Below are 23034 nucleotides of genomic sequence, written 5' to 3'. Positions count from 1 at the left end.
TACGCCCCTTTTTCTTAACATGTGCCAGTTTACTGTCTTTCGAAAAGAACTGCACCTGCAATACCTGGGTGTGTCATTTCGTAAGGATCCAAAATTAAATTGAGTTCTTCTTCCGATAATACATCATATTGCAAGCATAGTTCGCGAATCGGCTTCCCGTTCAAGATCGCCTCTCTCGCTATGCGTGCAGCAACCTCATAACCGATATGAGGATTCACCGCTGTAATAAGGCCCGCGCTCTTTTCCACATATTCCTTCATTCTTTCTTCATTTGCCCTGATTCCCTTTAGGCAATAGTCTGTAAACGCACGGAATGCTTGATTCATAATACTAATGGATTGAAGCAAATTAAACACGAGAACAGGCTCCATAACATTCAATTCCAGCTGTCCTGCTTCAGATGCAAGGCAAATTGTATGATCATTTCCAATTACTTGGAACGCTACTTGATTAATAACCTCAGGCATGACCGGGTTGACTTTCCCAGGCATAATGGATGAGCCCGGCTGACGGGCAGGTAATGCAATCTCGCCCAGTCCGGCGCGAGGACCAGAAGCCATCAATCGCAAGTCATTGGCAATTTTGGACATGTTCATCATGCATACTTTCAGTGCAGCCGATACTTCCGTGTAAGCGTCTGTATTTTGTGTTGCATCTACAAGATGCTCTGCTCCAACAAGGGGCAAGCCGCTAATGTCAGCAAGGTACTCGACTACGTGTTCAATGTAGCGAGGATCTGCATTCAAACCAGTTCCCACTGCCGTTGCGCCCATATTCACCTCATATAAATGCTGGCGTGATTGTTTGATACGCTTTATATCACGGACAAGCACGCGGGAATACGCTTCGAACTCTTGACCTAAACGAATTGGTACAGCATCCTGCAGGTGCGTGCGTCCCATTTTGATAACATGGTCAAATTCCTTTGCTTTTTGTTCAAATACGTCTTGCATATACTCTATTGTGCTCAATAATTTCTCTAACATATTCAATGTTGCAATGTGAATCGCAGTCGGAAAAGCATCATTTGTAGACTGGGACATGTTCACATGACTGTTTGGACTGATATGGAAATAGTCTCCTCTTTCTTTTCCGATCAACTCAAGCGCGCGGTTGGCAATGACCTCATTCGCATTCATGTTTATCGATGTTCCTGCGCCTCCTTGAATTGGATCGACAATGAAATGATCGTGCCATTTGCCGTCAATGATTTCTTGAGCAGCCTGCACAATCGCCTTACCTGTCCCTTCGTACAGACGCTCTGTTTCCATATTGGCAAGAGCCGCCGCCTTTTTGACAATGGCTAAAGCCTTAATGAGTTCTTCATGAATGGTATATCCTGTGATCGGAAAGTTCTCAACAGCACGCAATGTTTGAATGCCATAATAAGCATCCACTGGCACCTCTTTTTCTCCTAAGAAATCCTTTTCAATCCGCATATTCAGTTTTTTTCCAGTTACTTCCATCGAATTCTCCTCCTATTTCTTATACAACTTTTGCGTCTTTAACGGAATCCACATAACGTCGTGCTCTGTCTGTATCAAATTCGCCCTCCCAAATGCTGACGTGGTTGTTTGATGCCTCTTATATCACGGGCAAGCACGCGGGAATACACTTCAAATCCTTCTCCTAAACGAATTGGTACAGCGTTCTGCAGGTGCACGCGACCCATGTCATTGCATGTCATTGACATAGTCAAATTCCTTTGCTTTTTATCCAAATATGCCTTGCATATATTCTATTGTGTCCCATAATTTCTCTAACATATTTCATGCCGCAATGTGAATCACAGTCAGAAAAACATCATTCGAATTCTTCTCCTAGTTTCTTATGCAGCCTTTGAGTCTTTAACGGAATCCACATAACGTTGTGCTTTGTCTGTATCAAATTCACCCTCCCATTTCGCCATTGAAATCGCTGCTAATGCATTTCCTAATACGTTCACAGAGGTGCGAACCATATCTAAAATACGGTCGATACCAGCAATTAAAGCGACTCCCTCTAACGGCAGTCCCATAGAACCGAGTGTTGCCAGTACAACAACGAAAGAAGCGCCCGGGACCCCTGCCATACCTTTGGAAGTTAGCATGAGCACAAATAATAATGTGATTTGCGCTGTCAGTGACATATGAACATGGTACATTTGCGCAACAAACAGCGCGGCAAGTGATTGATAAATCGCTGAGCCCGTCAGGTTGAATGTGTAGCCTGTCGGAATAACGAAAGAAACAACCGCCTTCGAACAACCAAATTGCTCCATCTTTTTCATAATGTTCGGAAGCACTGCCTCAGAGCTGGCAGTTGTAAAAGAAAGAATAAGTTCTTCCTTCAAAATTTTTATAAGTGTGAAAATATTCGTTCCTGTCAATTTCGCGTTTATCCCCAACACCACAACAGCAAAAAATACTACAGTTCCATACACAACTAATATTAGCTTTCCAAGCGGAAGTAACGTACCCACTCCGAATTTGGCAACTGTCACCGCAATTAGCGCGAATACTCCAAACGGTGCAGCTTTCATCACTTGATTTGTTACCCAAAACATTGCTTCTAGCACACCTTCAAAGAAATGAAGCACTGGCTTCCCTTTGTCTCCAGTCGCCGCAACTCCTAAGCCGAATAAAACGGAAAAGAAAATGATCGGTAGTAGATCGCCTTGTGCCATTGATTCAAAGACGTTTTTTGGAACGATATGAACGATTGTTTCCGCAAAACCATTCTTTTGTGTGGCGGTTGCCGTTTGCTCGTATGCTGAGATATCCCCTTTTGCCAGGTGAGTTATATCTACACCAGAACCTGGATGAAATAGGTTTGCAGCCAGCAATCCGAGCCCAAGTGCAATCGTGGTAACGATTTCAAAATAAAGAAGCGTTTTGCCGCCGAGCTTCCCTAACTTTTTCATATCACCTACACTCGCTACCGCAACAACCAGTGCAGCTATTACAATCGGCATAACAATCATTTTAATTGCATGAATGAAAATATCACCAATTGGTACAATATAAGCAATTGCTGTTTGGTTTCCATAAAAAACAGCTCCAACAATAATACCTAGTACAAGTGCAACAAAAATTTGTGTAGCTAAGCCAAACTTTTTCATGTACATCCCCCTTATCAACACTCTCACTTTGAATCAATGAATCTGAACTCATCTTATAAGGCTATCTACAAAAAGAGACAAAAACACACAAAATTATTTTTAAAAAATTTAAGCGTTTACATATTTCATAATGAGAAAAGACCATTTTCTTATCTTATTTGCAACCTTGGACATAGCTTCTATCCCCTCTTTTAGGGGACCCTCCCTATATCTATCAACCTAAGAAATTCGTTGTTCTTCAGAATAAAAAATTGAGCTGAATTCTCATAAATAACTGTAGAGGGATAAAATTGCTTACAAATAATGCACCTTCATAAAGAAAACTCGCTGATTGGCGAGCCCTGCCTTTAAGCAAAGACAGAAGCATAGTTGCACTTATACTGTATTCCTAAAATTTCTCGCTACGTCGAATGGTCTTCCAGCTAGAAATTTCTTTCTTACAGTGTTATAAAAAGGCGTTTACATTCTTTTCTTCCTTGAAAGAATGTAAACGCCTTTTTCTTTGGTTATTTGATAGACCCCATGGATCGTGTTGTTACATCTACAGAAATATTGATAGTTGCTTCTTCTAGCGCTTTGCCCCAATGATTCTGCACTTGCTCATAATATCTGTTTTGATAGGCTCTGGCATATATCCCTAAGCCAATTGGATCAATTTTATTTTTTTGGATCTTCTTTATGAAATCGCCAAGCTGCATTTTCAGTTGTTCTTCTACCAGCTGTTCTAGTTTGTCAGTATTCTTTCTCATATCAAATGGAAAGAGACGTTCCATTAATTCGATGTACATATTAACATGAATATCAAATCTGAATTTATCATGACTATATCCAGGGTCAATCTTCACTTTGACGTTATGAGCATTAAAACTTAACATGTTTCTTTCGATTGCATTTTCCTCTTTCCCTTTTACAACAGGAAGGGTGAGGTAGAAATCGGACTTGTCCCCATGCAGTATTTGTAACAAGGTTGTTTCCTGAGAGTTAAGTGAAGTACTGTACGTTCCTTTCTCGTTTAGCAGTGTACTGCCAGTCAATATAACCTCTTTCCCCATTTTAATGTTGGGGATGGAGGGAGTGATGCCTTTTTCAAACATCTGCTGATGCAGATTCTGCAGCGTTGTTTTTACAGATTCCCCTCTTGCATGTGAAGTATCGACTAGAGACCTTAAATATATCGAGGTGATGGGTTTGTCTTTAGGATTAAAGTGCATGATCTCTGAGACAGGACCATCTACGATCATAATTCTAGGATTGACTGTAGCCTTAGAGTCACGATAAAAAACATCCAATAAGGAAAGCCAATTAGGATTTTGAAGCAATCGTTTCCCGATAAGCAGGACCTGAAGTTTTGAATCAACGAACATACTAGCGCTGCGCTCGTCGAATTCGTTTCTAGACTGCCGGATCGTTTTTGCCTTGACATCAAATCTTTCTGTTTTTTCTTTCAACTCTTTACCGAATACAGGACTGGTTTCATAAAATACCAACTCGTTTTCTTTATTCAAATCCATACCAAATGCTAGGGTAAACGCTATATCCTCCAAGTATGGTTGTTGTACAATTCCTGATGGAAGGATGATTAGAGAAAATAGCAACAGCAAAAGTCCAATCCACCACTTCATTTGGTAACCCTTCCGCGAATACGTTCATGGATACTTACATAAATCCATAAAAATAAAGGAGCAGCATATACGAAGGGAAATGCAATTTTCGCTACCAGTCCTTGCGATTGGTCATTTAGATTAAAAGTAGGAGTGACAAAATACATGATCATCACCATCACCAGTAATAATAAGAGCAAATGTTTGCTGTGATCCTGTTTCCCGAACAGCCAACTTGTACAGAAAACAGCACTATACATATGAATCATCCAGGCCCTAGAAAGCACTAACAAATAAAACGCAAGAAAAATAATCTCCATTCGCTCTATAAATCGAAATTCCACTACTTTTAATATGCTCAATGTGGGTTCGTTAAATAGAGTAATTTCGTCCGGACTAAAAAAGATAAAACTAGCAAGAGTCACAAATAAATATACAAGCATTGATAATGAACTGGCGATGATAACACCGATGGAAGCTTTTTGCTTCTTTTCTAAAAATGGGTATAGTAAAAACACAATTTCGAAACCCAAAAAAGAGTATGTAGTAGATTGAGTAGCCAATAGTGCTTTCTCCATATCTTTGAACAAAGGGAGAAGGTAAATCCAGTGATGGCTTTCCCGCAAAGCAAACCAGTAAAAGAGAGGCATCCATAATATAAGAAAAAAAACGATCTCTGCATACCGGCCGATGATGCGAATCCCATTACGAGCAATAGTATAAATAGGGATAGCGAATAAAATCATGAGCACATAACCAGCTACTCCTGGTACAATCCATACTTGAATAAAGAGAATTGAACGTTGAATAACAGAAAATGCCTTCATAGCGAAATACAGAGACATACAAAGAGCAATGGCTTTTCCTACCCATGTTCCAAAATAATTTGTTAACAAATCAAATAGAGTTCCCTCTGGATATTTCTTCATTACTTGAACAATGATTAGGCTTGAGATAACAGATAACAGCCAACCAAAGATAATAGGAATCCAACCATCCGTACCTGCCTTTTCTGCCAAGATTCGCGGGAGCTGCAGTACACCGATTCCCACTTGCGCGCCATGTATTAAAAAAATATATTGCACTAGGGTAATTTCATTGTAAGCATACTTTTTCACTTGTCATCCCCCTGAGGGTGATTGGAGCCTTGCTTCTTTGCTTGAATCGCTCTTGTGCTCACAGGACGATGCTTCATTTTCCAGAGTGGAACACGAAAAAAACCATCCTTCCAGTCGGAAAAATGGGCTGGAGCAAATGGACTACTATATGGGGTGCCCAGCGATTCCAAAGAAATAAGATGCCCAATCAAAGTAATCAAACCAACCACAATACCTACAATCCCAAACAAAGACGCTATCAACATCATCGGAAACCGCAATAACCGAATGGCTGCGCTCATATCATGATTAGGTATAATAAAAGAAGCAATAGCGGTAGAGGCGACAACTATAATCATCATGTTGCTGACAATCCCAGCTTGTACAGCAGCTTGACCGATCACAATAGCCCCTACAATCCCTACAGTCTGCCCGATAGGAGCAGGAAGGCGTATCCCTGCTTCGCGCAGCATTTCAAGAGCAATCTCCATAATAAGCGCTTCAATTAGCGGCGGAAAAGGCACCTCAGCCCGGTATTTTCCAATGTTGAGCAACAATTTGACAGGAATTAACTCATAATTAAACGAAATCAACGATATATAAAGTGCGGGCAAAAAAATAGCCATGAAAAAAGCAAGCAACCTCAGTAACCGTATAAAATTAGCAGTTAGCAGACGTGAGCTATAGTCATCCGTATTTTGAAAAAAAGCTATAAGCGTTACCGGGGCAATCAATACTGCGGGTGACCCATCCACCATAACAGCAAATCTTCCTTGCAAAATATGAGAAGCAGCTGCATCCGGTCGTTCCGTTGAGATAAATTGCGGAAATGGAGAATAAGAATTATCCTCAATAAATTCCTCTAACTCTCCTGCATTAAGAATCGTGTCGACATCTAATTGGCGGATACGATCCTCCAGCTCTTGCAATACCTCTGGATGTGCAACATCTTCTAAGTACAGAATTGAAACCTTACACTTTCCTCGGCGTCCAACTGTAGCCTCTTTGATCTTTAGCTCACGGCTAGGGATATAGCGGCGGATTAACGCGATATTTTTACTGCCTGTTTCTCCAAATCCTTGATGCGCACCCTTTAAAGAGGCTTCGAGCTGTGGATCTTCAATCGCTCTTTGTGGCCACCCCTGGGTGTCAAAGATCATTGCGTTGTCTCGTCCTTCGACTAACAGTACACTTTTACCTTGCAGAATACTGTTCTCCAACCCTTTCCAATGATTGGATGATTCTACATGACCAATCGATACTGGTAAATTTGGATTCCCCTTATCTTCATCTCCGTATATTAACGGACGAAGGATGTGGTCATGGATGGCGTCTGAATTAGTTAGACCTGCAAGGTAAATCAGAATCGCTTTCTCACCACTCTTCTGAATATCCAAGTGCCGTACAATTAAATCAGGAGTATGGGTAAAAAGGGTATACAAATCTACAAGATTTTCTGATAAGGTTATGCTTATCTTTTTATTTTGAATGTCCTTTACTTGTTTTTGAGGCTCATACAAATTGTTTCTTGGTTTATTGCGAAAAATTCTCATCTTACCATCGCCTATATAAAGTAAATTTGTATCATTATCCCCTGTTTACGGAAATACAATTCATGTACAGTTCCATTTAAACAACCTTCCATTCATTATGAATCTCCCCTGCCGCATGCCTATCAAGCTAAGCATTAGTTATGTAACTACAGCCAGTATAACTAGCCATATCATAGGCTGCTGTATAAGCCCTATGTTTCTCTTTCCTAAAAATAGGCATGCGTCAAGATCCCATATAAAAGGTTATATGCTACAAAACATATCAAGAAAAGAAGAAATTCGATTTTCGCTCTGCGAAATCTCGTTTCTAAACCTTAATTCAAAAAATAAAAATAACACCAAGAAACGCTCAAGAACAGAAAGTTAACTAACCAAAAATGTCAAAAGAACCAGTCACATCAACAGGGAATAAACTAGACCAATGACATTTCACAATGTCAAAGGCCAAAACCCTTGATATGAATGGTTCTTTTTTAGAGATTATGTGAACGAAGAAATAAAAGACAAGGACTCACTTTATACTACTGGATATAAACATTGAGGCATCCTGATTCATAAAAATACTATTACCATGATAGAATGTCTTAATTTCAATTGATTTAAATCCAACTTCAGATAATCTTTTTTTCAGTTCTTCATGCGAAAAACCGTTATGAACTTTCGGATGATTTATTTTATCGTTTTTGTCAAAATCAATAATAATTAGCTTGCCACCATTATTTAAAATGTTGAACAATTCTTGTAAAATTTTTTTAGTATCCGGAATATGAAGAAGGACCAGTGACATTAAAACTATGTCTGCCTTAAGTTCAGGAGTTTCTTGAGTAAAATCTGAATAAAGGACTTTTGAGTTGGTAATTCCTTTGTGAGAAATTTTAGCTTTCGCAACCTCCAACATTTGTTCTGATGAATCTACCAACAAAATAGAATGTACTAAATCTGATAATTCTAAACCAATTAGACCAGTACCACTCCCATAATCTATTAAAGATTTTGATTTACTATTTCGTAATTCTGGTCTTACTTCCTTAACTATAACTTTGGCTAATTCGATTCTTTCTTCTGTATCATATCTTTTTGCCATCTGTTCAAAAACGTTATTTTCCATATCTCACTCCGCTTCCCTATTTATTAAAAATTAAAGCTACATAGTGGTTATTATAGCAAAAACCAAAACCTTGAGGGGTGATTCTCCCCTCAAGCCCTTCCGTATAGGCTCCGGTGGGTACAAAATATTCAGCTGTTACAATATCTCAATATAACCTTCTGTTCCATGCACGCGAATTCGTTGCCCGTCTTTTATCAGTTTGGTGGCATTTTCCACTCCAACAACTGCTGGTAAGCCATATTCACGTGCGATAACTGCTCCATGGGTCATCAGTCCACCAACTTCGGTTACTAGGCCTTTTATGGATACAAACAACGGTGTCCAGCTAGGGTCAGTAAAGGATGTGACTAATATATCTCCATCTTCTAGATCAGCATCTTCCATATTTAAGATTACACGCGCCCGTCCCTCTATAATTCCGGAAGAAACAGGCAGACCCACAAGAGCTTCAGCTGGGAGATTTTCTCGTTTGTACTTACCTGAGGGTGTTTCACCATCAGATGTGATCACACGCGGGGGAGTCAGTTTTTCATATAATTTGTACTCGTCTCTTCGCTTGTTAATGATCTGGTAATCCAATTTATTGGTCCGTACAACATCAAGAAGTTCTTCAAAAGTGAGATAGTATATATCTTCTTTTTCAAGAATAACGCCCACTTGTGCGAGTTGTTCGGCTTCTTTCAGTAAAGCTTGCTTATAAACGAAGTAGCGATGAATCATGCCGTATTTTGGATATTCACGATAACCGATGAAATTCCGGATTCGGTCAATCATACGTTTGGTTTCTTTGGCTTTTTGTTCACCATCTGGTAATTGTTTCAATCGGTCTAATAACTCTTGTTCCTTTTTCAAAGCAACACGCTGCCCTTGCTCAAATTTCCGCTTGCTGGTATTCGGTTCAAAGTTTTTGATGTTACCAAGAATCATAGGGACAAGTGTAATTGGTTTTTCACTCCATCGAGTTTTCGTGATATCGATTTCTCCGGCACATCGCATTCCGTATTTGTTGAGAAAAGCTATTATTGCGTCTCTAGCTTCCTGTCCACCACCAAACTTAACCAGTTCATTCAAAAAGTTATCATCTTTTACATGTTGTAAATAATCAATTACTTCTGGATAAGGACGAATCACATCGGCGACATCCAATAGTGCTAAACCCATTTCCGAAGTAATATTGTTTGGTACCGATTGAGAAAGCGTGTCTGCCGCGTTTTTTTCACCTAACCACTCGTTCATTTTTTCATTGATCCATGTTGAAGCATTTATAGCAGCCATAAATACAGCTGAACTTTGTGGGTCAAATAAAATCTTCTTTAATTCCTGAATATCTTCAAGAATAAAGCCAAATAAATCTGAACCTGACTTCGTTTGGATGTTTTGTTTTAACTCTTCTATGGATGTTTGACTACGCTGAATCAAATCAGAAACGATTGATGGATTGTTTTCGATTTGTGCCAACATATCGGCATTGCCTCTCGTGGGATTCGGTGCTGTAGTATCATTTGGTAACGATTTTATAAAATCTCCACGCTCAATGATGTTCATAAGTGCGTCTTTGAGGAGCGGATCGTGTTGACCCATCGCATTTAATAAATTGTTTCTACTGACGGGTGAAGCCAGTTGATGTGTGACATCAACAAACAACCTTCCACCGGCTTTCCGCATGGGTGCAGGAGTCGTTAACAGGAAAAAAGACAATCCCAATGGTTTCATAGCATCTGTCATCATTTGCTGATGGCCGACAGATATATACACGTGGTTTTCTTGATCATTCGCTTCAGGGATGGGGAAAAGAGTAGTGATTGGCCGACTCTGGACAATATAAAACGTATCATCAACCAAACACCATTCAATATCTTGCGGACAGCTAAAATAAGTTTCGATTTGTCGTCCGATGCGTGCCAGTTGTAAAATTTGTTGGTCAGTAAGTGTTTGCTTCTCTTGCTGATCAGGAGCGATGTCGTGTGTCTCTGTTCCGCCTTCGTTTCGTCCATAGATAGCTAATTTTTTGGTTGCTATCATCTGATCGACGATTTTATTCTCTTTCACCTTATAGCAATCGGCAGATACCAAGCCAGAGACCAATGCTTCTCCAAGTCCAAAACTGGCATCGATTGATAGCAGCTTTCGGTTAGATGTAATCGGATCAGCGGTAAATAATATCCCTGAAGCATGCGGGAAAACCATCCTTTGAACGATAACGGATAAATAAACTTGACTGTGGTCAAATCCATTTTGCATACGGTAGATTACCGCGCGATCCGTAAATAAGGAAGCCCAGCATTTGCTGATATGCTGCAAGATTGCTTCTTTGCCGATGATATTTAAATAGGTGTCTTGTTGACCAGCAAAAGAGGCATGTGGTAAATCTTCAGCGGTCGCACTAGAACGTACTGCATAAGCATGCTCCTCGCCAAACTGGGAGAGATAGTGAGTAACTGCTTTCACAACGTCGGAAGGAATTTTTACTTCCATAATGATTTGTCGAATCTTCCTGCTGATTTCACCAATTTGATCTCGATCCTCTACTTTTAGCAGTGTTAGTTGATCCAACAACGCTTGAAACGTTTCGTTTTGTTCGATGGCTTTTTGATATCCCACTGTCGTAACACAAAATCCTTCTGGTACTTGTATTCCTTGAATTTTTGATAATTCCCCTAAATTTAACCCTTTTCCACCAACGAGCAAAAGCTGTGTTTTATCCATTTCCTGAAAACTGAGAACCAAAGAACTCATTCAATATCTCTCCTAACCATTAAATTGGGAAAAAACATTTGACAAGAGCTTACCGGTGTGGTACAATTAAATTGTAAAATGATACAATTATGCCTATTTAAATAAACTCAGTCGTAATCTAATTATATCGTCGTGTCTTTTTTTGTGCAATATAAAAGAACCAGGTAAAGCTGTCCAGGTTCTTTTTTAATTTCCCGCTACTATTTGTCACATCAAAAAACTGGTTCAAACCGACTCCGTCACTGCATAGTTAATCCCGGCATGTTTTTGGACTATCCCCTGGTATTTCCTGCTTGCACATCTTCCTAGTCAACCCATTCAACAGTCAGCTGATCACTAGCGGTTTCCATTCGCTTCTTAAAGTCTGTATAAAGACCTTCTTCTTTTACATTTTCACCTATGAGTACCACAAGTTTTAAATATGGTAGTTCATCAACCGGAATACACTTCAAAAATTCTGACGTTGTGATAAGAGCCTTTTTTATAGTATTTTAATTTTGTAAAACAATTACGGTAATTGAAATTCAAAAGATTACTTAGAGTCATTAGATTCATTTATGTACGAACTATCTTTCAATGTTGAAGTTTTCCTTTTTTCAGCATATACATCCCTTCCACTCCATCGTTTCTGAAAGTCCTCACATACTTCACTGTTTCCACCTTATAAGATATCCACTAGATTCCGACAGTCTTGCGTTAAGCTAACTGTTACTGCTACCTTCATCCCAGAGATTGCACCCATGTTGGGTAGTGAAACTCTTTTAAACACTTATCATACTGGCCTTTGCGCGAAGGATGCTCGTAAATAAACGACGGATACAAGCACCCTCACAAGCAGCATAAAGATCGCCATCGCTGAAGCATATCCAAAATCAAGCGTACGGAACGCGTACCGATATACATACGAAATCTGTCTCATCCGGTGAGTACCTTGATCCACCAAGGATTGCTCCCGGATGTTCAGATTAATTTGTAATCGCTTCCATTTTTTATATAAGGAAATCCTTCCTTTTCCAAGAATCCCTTCAAGGCCATGTCTCATTTCATATATTTGATCGATACTCTCTGTATGGTGCGCTTCCTCTCCCACCCCTCTTGATGTCATATTAATGACTGATGTCGGCCCTCCCGACTGGCCAATGATTATATTTGTTTTCAATCATACCTCACCTAATATAGCTCCTTTACTAAGCAAACTTTTTCCATAACGCTTTTCTGATTATTTCACTAGTATTGTAGGGCTCGCATAGACCTAATTAAGATTCTTTTTTAATTTTTATACTTCAGTATAAGCTTTTTATCTCTATAGCAAAAAAGATAATGTAAAACCTTCATTCAGTCTCGGTTCCACCAAAACAGAGCATACATGAGTAAATATAACTTCGAAGTATATAATTCGTTACGGGTGACACCACGAGCGCAACTACCATTGCATATACCATCACTTGTAGTAATTATAAATACTCTAAACATAATACATTGAGTATTTTATGCAATTGTAGAATTTCACAAAACATACTTTTTTACTTCATCTCATCAAATCATAGTCTGCTTCTGTTTAGTGAAGCTTCATAAATCTGGAATCTTTGTTAAAAATGAATACTGCTAATTCCGATCAAATTATCAGAAGCAATACTCACAAGTCTCAACCATGTTTGTGACTCTGATAATCAAGTGTACCTGTTTGCGGAGTGCAAATTGTATATAGAATTTTTTGAACTGCTAACATTTTCTGATCTAATTTCTGGCTGATTGTTATTACATCCGGATTAGAAAAACCCTTCTTCTTCGCTAATTCGTCCATATCCAAACGATAGTCCTCGATGCTCTTAGTTAATTCTAGCGCCTTCTTCAAAATCATTATCATTCTTTCCCTTCTATTATTTTTCACATTACCCAATTTAAAAGTTCCTAGACAAATGCATAAAACGAATACAAATTTTTATTATCCATCAATTCTCGATTCCAAAGTCTACCACCTCAACAACAAACGAGGAACAAGTTAAGCTCACTTTTGCTTCTAATGTCATCTTGCAAATGATACCGCTTTAGTAAACGCTTTCATTCCCTCCCTTAAGCATATTATACCGATTTCTACATCTCATTTATGGTATAATGATCAGAAATTTGGTATTTTTCGAAAACCTTGTCATTTTTTCTATTGGAGGGAACACTCTACTGTCATTCATAATAGACGCTCTTACAGTGTAACGAAGGCCTCGCCCTCATATAGCGAGGCCTTGTTTTGTACACATGTGTTATTATTACCCTTACACTAATTTTATTTAATAGTTACTGCCTTATCGCTTTTGGAAAGGATAAGCAGGTTTTCATCTATATATTTCCGAGTTAGCAATGCATACTCCAATGGATGAGCGACAGATGGATCCTGCTCAGCTTCAATTACAATCCATCCTTTGTAATCGCACTCAAGCAATTTCTTATACGGCTCTGTAAAATCAATGCAGCCATCGCCCGGTACTGTAAACATGCCGCTTAAGAAGGACTGCATGAACGATTTGCCTTGCTTCTTGCAATCTTCCATCACGTTTCTTCTCGTATCTTTAAAGTGAACATGTTTAATGCGATCCATATGCTTGTTTAATAGAGTCATATAGTCACCGTCAGAAACGTAGATATGACCTGTATCATATAACAGATGCACATGGTTCGAATCCGTGTTTTCCATGAGGCGGTCAATTTCTGCCAATGTTTGGACACCTGTTCCCATATGATGGTGGAACACTAATTTTAAACCGTATTGTTCTGCAATCTTTCCTAGTTCATTTAAACCTTCGCATAAAGTTTTCCATTCAGCATCCGTGAAGCAAGGTTTTTCAGAAAAAACATTTTTATCAGTCCCCTGCACACTGTATGTTTGCTCAGATACAACCGCCACTGCAGCATTGACATCTTGCAAGTATTGACAATACTTATGGAACGCTGTGGATACCTCTTCAATTCCATCTCGAATGATAAAAGCGCTGAACCATTGACCTGCTATTTTTAAGTTACGAAGTTTGAGTTCTTTATTTAACACTTTTGCTTCTGGGAAAAAGCCACCCACTTCGGTTCCCTGGAAACCCGCTACTACAATGTCGCCCAGCAGGTGAGATAATGTATTCTCTGCACCAATCTCTGGTATATCATCATTACGCCAACCGATTGGAGCGATTCCCCATAAAATATCCTGATTACTCATAACTACTCATCTCCTATTAATATTGCTTTCGCTTTTTTAGTTTTTTTCTTGCTTTCATTTTCTATTGATTTCATAATTAGATGGACAACGCTTACAAATTCAACAAATTTACAAACACGATATCCTCCGTGCAAACAACACAGTAACCTTCTTTGGTCACTATTTTTTTAAAGTTGCCCTTATCTGTTGAAGTGCAGCTTCCTTACAGTTGAAATCTTAATATTCTTTGATACGGTAATCAAGGTTATCGATTACCCTAAGTTGATTTAATCTTAGCTCATACTTCATTATATTTCAATGATTTTTTTTAAAAGTTTTATATTCAGACCATTTTTTTTGACGGTAGTGTTACATAGGGTGCCGAAAGTAACTTGTATGCACATTCCCCCCTCATCTTCCCCTTAGATGGAGTTGCTGTGTTTCACATAACAGCCTCCGGAGAAAGGGAGAATACGTTGTTTACTCATGTGGCCTTTTTAATTTTTTCTATCGCAACATCATGGATCATGATCTTCATTTCGCATTACTCTTTCAGATTAACAAGAATCATTTTAGTCTTTAAAAAGACCCCCTGTAGAAAAATTCCCAATTTGGTATAAAAAGGGTTATCGATCACTCTTATTTGCTACTTTCCCTACCTGCTATAAGCCCTATCTTGAGATATTGCTTCATTCACGAATTAACTTTAGCAGGAATAAATATGTGGCATATTTTTTGACCTCGTAACTTATCTCCTTGTATTTATACTGTCATATCTAATTCTTTTTCCCTCTTTCCCTATCCTCACATGATTTTGTTACACTCTGGCTAGCTAGGGATTGATAGGTATAAGAATATAAAAAGTGGCATTCCTTCACCCTAAATAACAATTCCTCTAGACACAAAATGCCGTTACGAATCCGACATCCTGAAAAATTATTCCCAATATCTAATCTGCTCCGCAAGAGATGCGAAAGAATCATGAAAGAAAACCTGACATAAACTCACATCGTTCGGAAAATCAATAGTATGATACTTGTATCACTACTAGCCACAACACAAGGAGGATAACCGATATGAAATTACATCTAGCAAATCTAAAGAAAAATACCCTATGCTTATTAGAAGCTGTTTATGTATATTCCCTATTTCTTACTATGGAAATGAGAATGACTTTTGAAAACATCAACAGAGCAAAGTAGAAATTACCCCATCATTTATCATGGGATTGAACCTTATATATGCTCTAGCTTGCCCATAGAAAGTGAGCTAATTCGACGAGCTAAAACTTGGAAAAACAACCTAAAAGAGATAATCTAACTTTTTTGGAATACGCTCTTTTTATTATAATAATGAATATAGTCCTGAACCGACTATTTTAGCGCAGCTACTAAACATGGCTATTTGTCTCGATTGTCTTTGCTTAGAACAAAATGACCTCTAGCTAGTCATAGCAGTTCTGGTGCAAATATGATTTGTTAGAGACACAGAATCTCAATACCCTTTTCAGCTGAGAATTATGATACTACTCCAAATCATTTATATATGAATTCAATCTTGCTTTGGACAGACTCCCCCTTGTTGAAATCGTCCTTTTTTCAGCAGCTGCACCACTTCCACGCTACTCTCTCGGAAGCTCCTCACAGACTTCACTATCCCCTTTTTCCGGAATATCCCTGCATTAAACTAACCACCTTGACTACCTTAACCCATTGAGAATTCCACCTAGAGATTGCTCCCATACTAGCACAATGCAAAAGAACCAGTAATTCTCTTTTTACTGAAAGACAAGAGAAATGAAGTTCGAGGTTTGAATTAATAATAAAGACATGTTGTTAAACAATTACAAGGAATAAGAAAAGGAGTGGGGTTTCCACTCCTTTTTATCACGACATGATTTTGCTTTTAATCACGACAACTTATGGTTGCTATCAAATTTTATCATTAATTCCCTGTTTCACTAAAACCCCTGTTAGTTCAATAAAAAGTTGCACTTCCTACTCTAACTGAAAAAATAGGGACCAAAATTTTCTTCGTGAGTACAAACATATGTCCATTTAAAACCTGTATCAACTACATAAACATCATCTATATAATCGTCACTTTTCTTTACTATGTCTATCGTCCTTAAACTTCCTGCGGTCTCAAGTATTAATACAATTTCTTTGTCTTGATAAAAAATATAACATCCAGTTTTCTTTATCTTATTAAAAGCATCGCTTGCTTTTTTGCCTTCTAAACAGGAGATTCTTTTGTATTTTAAAGGAAAATTTTGGATTTTTTAATGTGTAATTTTAATTAATGATATAATAATTTTGTATATAAAAAACTTATAGGAGTATTTAAGATGAAAAAAATAATTATGCCAACTTTATTTGGACTAACAATTTTCGGGCTTGTTGCTTTTAATTCTAATGAAGTGTTAGGGAAAGAACTAGCTACAAAAGAAGTAAGTCATGTAAAAGAAAAGACAAAAAAATCTATATATAAAGTTTCGGGTATCTCATTTACAAAACCTAAAAAACTAAAAACGGGAAAAGTTATAAGTGCTCAAGATGGAGATACAATAAAGGTTTTAATTAAGGGTAAAGAAGAAACTATACAATTAATGACAATTGATACTCCGGAAATTACTGATAAAAACGGAAAACAACAATTTCAATCTATAGAAGCTGCACAGTTTGCAAAGGAAACCCTTGAAGGTAAAAGTGTTAAACTTGATATTGGTAAAAAAAGAAATAAACAAAAACAGTTAGAAGCTCAAGTATGGATTGGAGATACCTTGTTTAATGCATTGACAGTAAGCAAAGGTTTTGCTCGAACTGATAAAAAATCAATAAATAAAAAACTCATATCTCCATTACAAAAGTTAGAAGAAGTTACAAAAAAATCAAAAATTGGTATCTGGAGCATAGATGGCTATGTAACAAAAGATGGTTATAATATGTTGGTTTTTGATAAGGAAGAAGAAAAGCCTGGGGTGGTAAAAAATTGGAAAACACTCACAATGGATAAGTGGATTGACTTAAAAGCAGAAGAAAAGTTATATGTTGTAGAAATGTCAATTAACTTAGAAACTTCTGATCAAAAATCAAAAAATACCCCAGTGGAAGTAAGAGGAACGCTTGAGGAGTTTGTGAAAGTGATTAATGACCGTTATACAGAGATTAATAGCTCTAAAGATCCTTATGAAAAATTAAGAATGATGGGTTCACCTGTATCTGCCCAAGTAAGTATTATGGGACACCAAGAAAATTTAATTGAGTTTGTTTACAACCAGTAGAATTACACTGGTTCTTTTGCATAGGGCTGATTTCTTTACATCCAACATCCAGCTTCTCACCATGGACAATGAATTCATTTCTATTCTGTACTACGGCAACACTTACTGTTCCTTATGCGAAGAAGAGTTGCCTACTTTACGCTTCCTGCCGTGAGTCCCTGAAGGAAATACTTCTGAAGGAATAGGAATACGAGAATGAGCGGAACACTTGCCATAAAAGATAAAGCCATCAGTTGGTTCCATTCGGTCGAATACTCACCAATCAATGTGCCGATTCCAATGGTCAACGGACGCGCATCAATCGTATTCGTGAGAACGACTGCAAACAAAAATTCATTCCAAGCGAGGATAAACGTATACACGCCTGTCGCAATTAAGCCAGGATGGCTTGACGGGATAATAATATTGAAAAAGATCCTCAGCGGCCCGCAGCCATCCATTTTTACCGCCTCATCCAACTCCCGAGGAATGGTCGAAATAAAATCTCGAATCATAATAATGGAAAAACGGGAGAGCAAATGAAGTGTAAGCCAAAATTAAGGCGCCGTAAGTGTTATACATCCCTGTGCGGATAATTAATAAAAAATATGGGATGCTGAGCAATACCATCGGGAACATTTGCGTCAGCAACATGTAGAGCAGCATCGACTCCTTTTACCCTCTTTATTCTTGAGTTAGATGTTATAAAGAAATGGAATGCGGAATCTCACTATCAATAAGCGGAAAAGCGTATTCAATAAACTGCCTTGTTGGCATATGTTTCTCTCGATTCCAATAATGCGAAGGCAGCGGTTTTTCGAGGCTTGTATGTTCCAATAGATCGACCCATTGAATCGTGCATTCATACGGTTCATTGGACAAACGGTTCAGTCCGACCATTCCCCCGGAATACCCGGCAAGAGCATAGCGGACAGCCTGTCTGCCGAGCTGGTACGCTTCTAAACGATCCGTGCCAGAAACGAGATTGATACTTGTACGAAACAAGGTCGAAGGAGCCGTAAATCTCGTCTTCAATCCAAGATAATCCTGGATTTGCTGAACAAGTCTAAAGCCAATGCCTCCGTTATATCTCCTTCCGGTAGGATCGTGTGTATGTAGAGAGAGACCTGCAATATGAAGATGATCCGGAATGATCACCATGACGCTTCCTGTTCGTTCATAAACTCTTTCAATATCGATTAAAATATTGGTAAGCTGAATAGATTGATCCGGTAAATACACAAGCTGCGGGTAGTCGTCTTGATGCTCTTTATACAAGGCACTCGATGCAGCAAGCCAGCCTGAGTTCCCTCCCATCACTTCCATTACTTCTATCTTGTCGTATGTTCTCATGGAAGCCATGTCTGTGCCGATCCATTTGACTGTCTCGGATAAAAACTTGGCCCCACTCCCATAACCGGGAGTATGATCCGTTCCAGACAAATCATTGTCAATCGTTTTCGGAATATGGACAAAGCGGATTGATTTGCCGGCTTTCTTCGCACGGCGATGCAGTTCTGCTACTGTACGGGAAGAACCGTTTCCCCCAATATAACAAAAAATCCCGATATTCTTTTCTTCAAGAAAACACAGAATCTTTTCGAAATCTGTCTCATCCGGTGCGTACCTTGATCCACCAAGGATTGCTCCCGGCTGTTCAGACCAATTTGTAACCGCTTCCATTTTTTCGTGTAAGGAAATCATTCCTTTTCCAAGAATCCCTTCAAGGCCGTGTCTCATTCCATATATTTGATCGATACTCTCTGCATAGTACGCTTCCTCTACCACTCCCCTTAACGTCATATTAATGACTGGTGTCGGCCCTCCTGACTGGCCAATGATTATATTTGTTTTCACTCGTACTTCACCTCCTTGTAGCAATAAGAAGACGACATTTGGATGTAAGCTCCTCCTTTATGTCAGCCTCGATACCATCATCTGTAATCAAATAATCATGCGGCTGCCAATCCGCAATTTGAATCGTTCCCATTTTATTCAGCTTGGAAGAATCAGCGAGCCAATAAATCTCCTTGCCAGACTGAAGAAGCAATTTTTTGACATCCGCCTCCAAAAAATCATGGCACATAAAACCATGACTCATCGAAATGCCGGTAACTCCCATAAACACCTTGTCTGCATATACTTGTGTCAAACTTTGAGCCAGAAGCGGATTAATCAGTGTTGTCGTCTTTGAGCGGAAAATGCCCCCTGTTAAAATGGTTGTGACCCTTTCCTGCCCTTCCAACTTTTCTGCAATATTGGTAGCGGTTACAATTGCAGTCACAGCTTTTCCCCCTAAATACCCTACAAAGTGGAAGGTCGTGGAACCTGCATCAATTAAAATCGTTTCATTCTCTTGTACTAAGGAGGCGGCCATTTTCCCAATCGCCTCTTTTTCTCTTCGGCATGTCAGGCATTGTTGATAAAATCGGTTATTTAAGTAGTTTGTACCTGCTTCATCTGGATCTTCTAATAACTTAGCGCCTCCCCGAACCTTCACAATCTGATGGCCGCTCTCTTCCATGCGGGTTAAATCCCTGCGAGCCGTCATTTCTGAGATATTCAGCTCTTTTGCAATCTCTTCTACGCTGATCATCTTCCTCAACTTCAGCAATCCTAGGATCGCATCCTGCCTTTTTTCTGGAATCATAATGTTCAATCCCTCTCACACTAAAATGGATTGTTTACATTTGTTAGAAATTGATCATTATTGTGAATTTTATTATATATCCATTTTCCTAATTTTGTAAATATATTTTTAGAAAATTTTAAATTTTTAGTTAAATTATTTATTTATTTGTATTTTTATGGTAAAAAATTAACAAAAGTGTTTTTGTAAGATGATTGATTGTTTTTGTTCAAAAAGGAGAGAAACGGAGGGATTCGCAGGATAAAACTGTTTGGCAGTCAGCGTAGAGCGTGACTAAAAGATGACCTTCATGCAATAAGTATCAATCTAGTTCAATTGAATGCTTAATTCCTAAAATAAACCCTAACAATAGTACTGATATAAAGCTAAGATCAGTCACCTCCTCACCTTTTTATTTTTCAGAAACAAGAATCCTGTTCTTATTCCAATGCCTTCCAGACCTGTTCATACACTTTTTTCAAAGGAACATTATAAAGGCGGGCAATATGTTTACATTCCTCAAACTCGGGTGCTCTTTGCACGACTTGTCCAGCGAGCATCCCCTCCTTCACGGTCACCGTTCCCCATTCTGTTGTAACCTTTTTAAACACTCTTTCCAATCTGTGAACAGTCAACGGATAATAACGGACTCCGAGTGTAGTAGTCTCTTTGAATAGTATTTCTTCCATCTTAGCTAGCTTTTCACGAGAGCAAAGCAACTGCAGTAAAACCCCTGGTCTATTCTTTTTCATATAAATGGGGGTATAGAAGACATCATTTGCCCCAGACTCGAAAAGTAAATCCATTACATAACCAAGCCATTCTCCTGAAACATCATCAAGGTTTACTTCCATTTTGATCATTTGATCATCGAGATGTTCTTGATTTGGAGGCGGTTGAGAAACCATCTAGCATACTCCCTCTCGTACAATGTGATAATTATTCCCCAATGATGACACGAAGCACATTAGGATGATTTTTAAAGGTTTTTGTCCCAGCACCATATCCAATTGACTTCACTCTCATTGATGGAATAGCGCAAAATTCTTCCGCAAGCACCGATACAATCGCTGCCCCCGTTGGAGTAGTAAGCTCAAAGCGAATATCGGATTGCTCAATCGGTACATTCTTCAAAATCTCTAAAGTAGCAGGTGCAGGTACTGGATAGATACCATGATCAATACGAATTTTCCCTGTCCCTACCGGAATTGGCGCTGATTTCACTGTGGATATATTTAATTGGTGAATGAGAATAGCTGCTCCAACGATATCAATAATCGAATCTACGGCACCGACTTCATGAAAATGAACGTGTTCTAGTGAAATTCCATGAATATGTCCTTCTGCTTCACCAATTTTTTTAAAAATCTTTAAAGCTGTATCCTTTACTTGATCGGAAAAACCAGCTGTTTCAATAAGCTTTACGATATCCTGATACGCACGATGATGGTGGTGATGACTGTGCTCGTGGTTATGGCTATGCTCATGATGATGACCGTGTTCGTGCTCATGGCTATGTGCATGATGATGGCCGTGCTCGTGGTCATGGCTATGCCCATGGTGATGGCCATGCTCGTGGTCATGGCTATGGGCATGATGATGACCGTGCTCGTGGTTATGCCCATGGTGATGGCCGTGCTCGTGGTTATGCCCATGGTGATGGCCGTGCTCGTGGTCATGGCTATGATGATGTCCTTGATCATGGTCATGGTGATGCCCATGATGATGACTTTCCCCTAGTAACACTACATCAAATTTTGTACTGGTTATCCCATTTTTCACAACCTTGTTCCACTTCAATTCATACTCATCTTCAATATTAAGCTTTTTTAATTCTTCTACGAGCACGTTCGGGTCTGCACCAGCATCGATAAGAGCTCCAATTACCATATCCCCGCTAATTCCTGAAAAACAATCAAAATATAGTGTTTTCATACGTTTTTGCTCCTTTTTGCGCAAGTTGATGGATAAGTGCGGCGTTATAGCCTCCGCCAAAACCATTATCGATATTGACTACACTGATTCCTGAAGCACAGGAATTTAACATTGTAAGTAAAGCGGATAGCCCTTGAAAATTGGCACCATATCCAACACTTGTTGGAACGGCAATTACCGGAGCAGAGACAAGCCCGCCAACTACACTTGGAAGTGCCCCTTCCATACCGGCAACTACCACGATGACGGTAGCTTGCTGTATATCATCAAGATGACTGAGCAACCGGTGAATCCCAGCAACTCCTACATCATAAATGCGTTTTACCTTGCTCCCTAATACTTCAGCAGTAATTGCAGCCTCTTCAGCTACTTTTAAATCAGAGGTTCCAGCACAAACGACAGCAATATATCCTTGTGAAGTGTCTTCGCTGGCAGTGTTTTCTCTCCAAAATAGGATTTGTGCCGTCTCATGGTAGATAAATTCTAGACAGGCCCTTTTCACGATTTCAGCCTTCTCTTTTGAGATTCGTGTAATGAGCACTTGGCTGTTTCGAGAGCGTAATGACTGACTAATAGAAATGATTTGTTCTGCGGTCTTTCCCTCACCAAACACAACTTCAGGGAAGCCCTGCCGTTTTTTTCGATGATGATCAACCTTTGCGAAACCTAAATTCTCAAATGTAGCTAATTGTTCCTTTGCCTCCGCTATACTCAACGTTCCTTTTTGAACCTGCTCCAAAATATCCTCTAACATTTGGCTTCCCCACCTTCTTATCTAAAAATACTTAGATAAATCCTTTGCTCATTGTTCATACCGCTCGTAAATTTCTTT

18 protein-coding genes and 1 pseudogene are annotated in these 23034 nt (G+C 39.0%); 1 reads left to right on the top strand and 18 read right to left on the bottom strand.

The annotated features are described in order from the left end of the window. Positions 1 to 29: 29 nt before the first annotated feature. The 12 genes and pseudogenes from aspA to AAHB12_RS31795 all read right to left on the bottom strand — a co-directional run bounded on the left by aspA (position 30) and on the right by AAHB12_RS31795 (position 16624). Entirely contained in the window at positions 30 to 1466 is a 1437-nt protein-coding gene (aspA, locus tag AAHB12_RS15070) for an aspartate ammonia-lyase (RefSeq protein ID WP_342045835.1), read from the bottom strand. A gap of 89 nt (positions 1467 to 1555) precedes the next feature. Then, positions 1556 to 1817 (bottom strand): annotated as a pseudogene (locus AAHB12_RS15065) (lyase family protein); the annotation flags it as partial. A gap of 11 nt (positions 1818 to 1828) precedes the next feature. Next, positions 1829 to 3100, bottom strand: a complete 1272-nt coding sequence (locus AAHB12_RS15060) for a cation:dicarboxylate symporter family transporter (RefSeq protein ID WP_342045834.1) — start codon at positions 3098 to 3100, stop codon at positions 1829 to 1831. Between the two features lie 506 nt (positions 3101 to 3606). After that, a complete protein-coding gene (locus tag AAHB12_RS15055) occupies positions 3607 to 4722 on the bottom strand; it encodes a Ger(x)C family spore germination protein (protein ID WP_342045833.1) in 1116 nt (371 codons plus the stop codon). Next, positions 4719 to 5819, bottom strand: a complete 1101-nt coding sequence (locus tag AAHB12_RS15050) for a GerAB/ArcD/ProY family transporter (protein ID WP_342045832.1) — start codon at positions 5817 to 5819, stop codon at positions 4719 to 4721. Before AAHB12_RS15050 ends, AAHB12_RS15055 begins: the two co-directional genes overlap by 4 nt. Beyond that, positions 5816 to 7351 (bottom strand): spore germination protein, encoded by a 1536-nt coding sequence (locus AAHB12_RS15045; protein WP_342045831.1) that lies wholly within the window; start codon positions 7349 to 7351, stop codon positions 5816 to 5818. The genes AAHB12_RS15050 and AAHB12_RS15045 overlap by 4 nt, the downstream gene beginning before the upstream one ends. Positions 7352 to 7862: 511 nt before the next feature. Further along, positions 7863 to 8459, bottom strand: a complete 597-nt coding sequence (locus tag AAHB12_RS15040; protein WP_342045830.1) for a class I SAM-dependent DNA methyltransferase — start codon at positions 8457 to 8459, stop codon at positions 7863 to 7865. 135 nt (positions 8460 to 8594) lie between these two features. Beyond that, positions 8595 to 11195 carry a phosphoenolpyruvate synthase gene (ppsA, locus tag AAHB12_RS15035; RefSeq protein WP_342045829.1) on the bottom strand — a complete coding sequence of 867 codons (2601 nt, stop codon included), beginning with the start codon at positions 11193 to 11195 and terminating at the stop codon, positions 8595 to 8597. Positions 11196 to 11967: 772 nt separating this feature from the next. Next, on the bottom strand, positions 11968 to 12354 hold the full coding sequence (locus AAHB12_RS15030; protein ID WP_342045828.1) for a hypothetical protein: 387 nt from the start codon (positions 12352 to 12354) through the stop codon (positions 11968 to 11970). Positions 12355 to 12840: 486 nt separating this feature from the next. Next, entirely contained in the window at positions 12841 to 13062 is a 222-nt protein-coding gene (locus AAHB12_RS15025; protein WP_342045827.1) for an aspartyl-phosphate phosphatase Spo0E family protein, read from the bottom strand. Between the two features lie 414 nt (positions 13063 to 13476). Continuing rightward, on the bottom strand, positions 13477 to 14397 hold the full coding sequence (iolE, locus tag AAHB12_RS15020; protein ID WP_129728993.1) for a myo-inosose-2 dehydratase: 921 nt from the start codon (positions 14395 to 14397) through the stop codon (positions 13477 to 13479). A 1981-nt stretch (positions 14398 to 16378) separates the two neighbouring features. After that, positions 16379 to 16624: a DUF4275 family protein gene (locus AAHB12_RS31795; protein ID WP_446715565.1), complete on the bottom strand. Its 246-nt coding sequence runs from the start codon at positions 16622 to 16624 to the stop codon at positions 16379 to 16381. 99 nt (positions 16625 to 16723) lie between these two features. Between AAHB12_RS31795 and AAHB12_RS15015 the strand changes: the two genes are divergently transcribed. Next, complete coding sequence (locus AAHB12_RS15015; RefSeq protein WP_342045826.1) at positions 16724 to 17659, top strand: thermonuclease family protein; 936 nt, start codon at positions 16724 to 16726, stop codon at positions 17657 to 17659. 131 nt (positions 17660 to 17790) lie between these two features. Here the strand turns inward: AAHB12_RS15015 and AAHB12_RS15010 are convergent, their stop codons facing one another. The 6 genes from AAHB12_RS15010 to larB all read right to left on the bottom strand — a co-directional run bounded on the left by AAHB12_RS15010 (position 17791) and on the right by larB (position 22956). Beyond that, a complete protein-coding gene (locus AAHB12_RS15010) occupies positions 17791 to 18153 on the bottom strand; it encodes a carbohydrate ABC transporter permease (protein ID WP_342045850.1) in 363 nt (120 codons plus the stop codon). A 187-nt stretch (positions 18154 to 18340) separates the two neighbouring features. Further along, a complete protein-coding gene (locus AAHB12_RS15005; RefSeq protein ID WP_342045825.1) occupies positions 18341 to 19495 on the bottom strand; it encodes a diphosphate--fructose-6-phosphate 1-phosphotransferase in 1155 nt (384 codons plus the stop codon). Positions 19496 to 19502: 7 nt separating this feature from the next. Continuing rightward, positions 19503 to 20288, bottom strand: coding sequence for a DeoR/GlpR family DNA-binding transcription regulator (locus tag AAHB12_RS15000; protein WP_129728990.1), 786 nt, complete (start codon positions 20286 to 20288; stop codon positions 19503 to 19505). Positions 20289 to 20707: 419 nt separating this feature from the next. Continuing rightward, positions 20708 to 21175 (bottom strand): nickel insertion protein, encoded by a 468-nt coding sequence (gene larC, locus AAHB12_RS14995; RefSeq protein WP_342045824.1) that lies wholly within the window; start codon positions 21173 to 21175, stop codon positions 20708 to 20710. A gap of 31 nt (positions 21176 to 21206) precedes the next feature. Further along, entirely contained in the window at positions 21207 to 22202 is a 996-nt protein-coding gene (locus AAHB12_RS14990; RefSeq protein ID WP_342045823.1) for a LarC family nickel insertion protein, read from the bottom strand. Further along, entirely contained in the window at positions 22183 to 22956 is a 774-nt protein-coding gene (gene larB, locus AAHB12_RS14985; protein WP_342045822.1) for a nickel pincer cofactor biosynthesis protein LarB, read from the bottom strand. The genes AAHB12_RS14990 and larB overlap by 20 nt, the downstream gene beginning before the upstream one ends. Positions 22957 to 23034 lie beyond the last annotated feature (78 nt).

Source organism: Bacillus sp. OTU530, from assembly GCF_038440375.1.
The sequence above is the reverse complement of the archived record's forward strand: the minus strand, read 5'-3'. Positions and strand labels throughout refer to the sequence as shown.

Bases quoted from the DNA above. Each gene is read 5' to 3' on its own strand.
- AAHB12_RS14990 (WP_342045823.1), bottom strand. From the start codon at position 22,202: ATGAAAACACTATATTTTGATTGTTTTTCAGGAATTAGCGGGGATATG.
- AAHB12_RS15060 (WP_342045834.1), bottom strand. From the start codon at position 3,100: ATGAAAAAGTTTGGCTTAGCTACACAAATTTTTGTTGCACTTGTACTA.
- ppsA (WP_342045829.1), bottom strand. From the start codon at position 11,195: ATGAGTTCTTTGGTTCTCAGTTTTCAGGAAATGGATAAAACACAGCTT.
- AAHB12_RS15040 (WP_342045830.1), bottom strand. From the start codon at position 8,459: ATGGAAAATAACGTTTTTGAACAGATGGCAAAAAGATATGATACAGAA.
- aspA (WP_342045835.1), bottom strand. From the start codon at position 1,466: ATGGAAGTAACTGGAAAAAAACTGAATATGCGGATTGAAAAGGATTTC.
- AAHB12_RS15055 (WP_342045833.1), bottom strand. From the start codon at position 4,722: ATGAAGTGGTGGATTGGACTTTTGCTGTTGCTATTTTCTCTAATCATC.
- iolE (WP_129728993.1), bottom strand. From the start codon at position 14,397: ATGAGTAATCAGGATATTTTATGGGGAATCGCTCCAATCGGTTGGCGT.
- larB (WP_342045822.1), bottom strand. From the start codon at position 22,956: ATGTTAGAGGATATTTTGGAGCAGGTTCAAAAAGGAACGTTGAGTATA.
- AAHB12_RS15045 (WP_342045831.1), bottom strand. From the start codon at position 7,351: ATGAGAATTTTTCGCAATAAACCAAGAAACAATTTGTATGAGCCTCAA.
- AAHB12_RS15000 (WP_129728990.1), bottom strand. From the start codon at position 20,288: ATGATTCCAGAAAAAAGGCAGGATGCGATCCTAGGATTGCTGAAGTTG.
- AAHB12_RS15010 (WP_342045850.1), bottom strand. From the start codon at position 18,153: ATGATTCGAGATTTTATTTCGACCATTCCTCGGGAGTTGGATGAGGCG.
- larC (WP_342045824.1), bottom strand. From the start codon at position 21,175: ATGGTTTCTCAACCGCCTCCAAATCAAGAACATCTCGATGATCAAATG.
- AAHB12_RS15025 (WP_342045827.1), bottom strand. From the start codon at position 13,062: ATGATAATGATTTTGAAGAAGGCGCTAGAATTAACTAAGAGCATCGAG.
- AAHB12_RS15015 (WP_342045826.1), top strand. From the start codon at position 16,724: ATGAAAAAAATAATTATGCCAACTTTATTTGGACTAACAATTTTCGGG.